Raw genomic sequence first — 2,026 nt, forward strand, 5'->3', positions numbered from 1 at the left:
CAGCAGTGCCCATATTGCCGAAAGGAAATCCTTGAAAAATGGCGCCGAAAACACAATCTGCCAAAGTAGTGCTAGTTCTCTGAGCCGCGTATCCGCGTCGAATACTGGAGACCGCGTCGCTCTTCCGCCTCCGACCGGCTGGGCTGAGGTCTAGTGTGATGACTTGGCGGATCGCCGCCGCGTCTGTAACAGGCACGTCGCACATCAAGAGCGGCCTACCGTGCCAAGACAGCACGCGCGTCAAATTGGTGAGCACACCTCAAGGGCCCGTGCTAATCTCCGCTGTTTCGGACGGCGCCGGCAGCGCCACACATTCCGAAATTGGATCGCGCGCGGCGACGACGACGGCTGTCCACTTGGTTGAGAACTATCTTGAGGCCGGTGCCACGGTACTATCGATTGAGCACGAAACCGCTCTTAGCTGGCTAGCTCAAGTCCAGTCCGTGATAACAAACCTAGCAGTTGAAGCCGGAACGTCGGCGAGAGAGTTCGCCTGCACACTTATGGTTGCAGTAATTGGCTTGGACGCATCAGCCTTCTTGCAAGTGGGCGACGGCGCGATGGTGGTCCGCGAGGAAGGAGATGACGGCTGGTCCTATGTCTTCTGGCCTCAACATGGCGAGTACATCAACACTACTAATTTCGTGACATCTTCTGATGCTTCCAAGATGATGGAGTTTGCGCGACCAGCCCGCAGGATCGAAAGCTTCTCTTGCTTTTCCGACGGAATAGAGAACCTAGTGCTCCATTACGCAACGAAGACGGTCCATGACCCCTTTTTCAATGCAATGATAGAGCCTGTCCGAGCGTCCACGGCGAGTGGATTGGATGCCGTCCTTTCGGAGAGCTTAGTTCGATATCTTAGCGCAGAACGAGTGTGCGACCGCACCGACGACGACAAGTCGCTAGTTCTTGCGACTCGTAGCCCTTTCCCGCCCTCAAGTATTGCAGATGCGTCCTCCTAATCTAATTGATGCGACCGGCCGCGAAGTCCGTTTGGGTACTGTCCTTGGTCAAGGTGGCGAGGGGACGGTGTATGACATCGCATCCTCCGATGAACTCGTAGCCAAGGTTTACCACCAGCCCCTTTCCGCCGATCGGGCGACCAAGATACAAATCATGTCTTCGTACTCAAACGGAGACGTGAAACAGGTGTCCGCGTGGCCCATTGGGCTGCTCCTATCTAAAACAGATCGCGCTCCAATTGGGCTTCTTATGCCCAAAATCAGCAACGCGAAGGACATCCACAAGCTATACAGCCCCAAGAGCCGTCTCGTAGAGTTCCCAAAGGAGCGCGGACTGGCGCTTCCTTGTGCGCGCTAGCGCGAATATTGCCCGAGCCTTCGGCGCAATTCACGATACGGGCTGCATTATTGGAGACATCAACGAGGGAAGCGTTCTCGTCGCGAATGACGCGACAGTTAGATTAATCGACTGCGACAGCTATCAGGTCGTTGCCCAGGGCAAACGATACCCCTGCGTGGTTGGCGCTGAGACCTTTACACCGCCCGAACTCCAAGGAAAGAATCTTCGCGAGGTTGTGAGGACCACGAACCACGACAACTTCGGCCTTGCCATCATGATATTCCTCCTACTGTTCATGGGGAGACATCCATTTGGGGGCGCTTCCTAGGACGCGGCGATATGCCAATTCCCAAGGCCATATCGGAACTCCGATTTGCGTATAGTACCATGCGCGCGGATGTGCAGATGGACAGGCCTCCGCATACTCCCGCCCTCTCAATCGTTGGAGATCAGGTCGCCTTCTTATTCGAGCGCGCGTTTGCCAAACAGATGGTCCAAGGAGGTAGACCCGAACCCAGTGAGTGGGCTCAAGCACTAGTCGACCTTGAAAAGAGCCTAAAGAAATGCAGCGCGAACGCTTCACATTGGCATCACAAGGACACTCCTTGTCCCTGGTGCTCGATGGAGACCTCGACCGGCATAGAGCTTTTTCCCTTTGTTTCGCTCGGAGCCGGACCTGCACTGGATTTAGCGTCGCTTTGGCGTCAGATCGAGGCTCTTT

Annotated in this window: 1 protein-coding gene; it reads left to right on the top strand. The window is 55.5% G+C overall.

The genetic code is table 11. The features are described from left to right. The first annotated feature begins 158 nt into the window (after positions 1-158). Entirely contained in the window at positions 159-965 is an 807-nt protein-coding gene (locus tag XI03_RS40405; protein WP_442869680.1) for a PP2C family serine/threonine-protein phosphatase, read from the top strand. Positions 966-2,026 lie beyond the last annotated feature (1,061 nt).

Source organism: Bradyrhizobium sp. CCBAU 65884 (genome assembly GCF_028128835.1).
GTDB classification, from domain to species: domain Bacteria; phylum Pseudomonadota; class Alphaproteobacteria; order Rhizobiales; family Xanthobacteraceae; genus Bradyrhizobium; species Bradyrhizobium ottawaense.